The organism is Vibrio sp. 10N.222.46.A1 (assembly GCF_041473595.1).
Classification (GTDB): domain Bacteria; phylum Pseudomonadota; class Gammaproteobacteria; order Enterobacterales; family Vibrionaceae; genus Vibrio; species Vibrio tasmaniensis_A.
The window spans coordinates 1-635 of record NZ_JBFRSN010001171.1; the positions used below are offsets into that span (position 1 = coordinate 1).

General features: G+C 43.0%; 1 protein-coding gene. It reads left to right on the forward strand.

Annotated features, from left to right (window positions below; translation table 11 throughout):
• Positions 1-635: LysR family transcriptional regulator (locus AB4496_RS24915; RefSeq protein ID WP_372132493.1), on the forward strand; the 635-nt coding region annotated here is incomplete at both ends.

A 635-nucleotide genomic window follows, 5' to 3' on the forward strand; every position in this document is an offset into this window, starting at 1 on the left:
TCTTCATACTTTTAATGTTGCTGCCGAGAAAATGAGCTTTACGTTAGCCGCGAAAAAGTTGCATTTGACTCAGGGAGCCGTTAGCCATCGAATCAAAGTGTTGGAAGGTGAACTCGGATTTAACTTGTTTGTGCGAGGCACTCGTAAACTGGAATTGACCGAAGAAGGGCAACGCTTTCAACGCACGTTATCCAAGTCGTTGAGCTCTATTTTTGGTGAGATCGAAGACATTACCAACACCGACTTGTACGGTCAGATAAATATCGGTACCAGTCCTGCCTTTGCTAACAGTTGGTTGCTACCAAGGCTAGCTGATTTCAAACAGCGATACCCAAAGTTCAACCTCAATATTTTCTCTCAAGAAGAGCAAGACTTTCATCAAAATCACCTCGATGTCGCTATTTACTATGGTGCTGAAGATCTAAAAGATATGCATCGCCAGCGTCTGTTTGGTGAAAAGTATATTCCGGTATGTACACCGAGTTATGCCGCTGAACACGATATCTTTGATGATGGTTTAGAGTCGTTACACCGGATTAATTTCATTCATGCGCTAGGCTCTGATGTGTGGCAGCGTTGGATTAAGCACAATCAACTCGATGTAAATCTGTTTGAGCAGTTTTATTGTGTGAGCC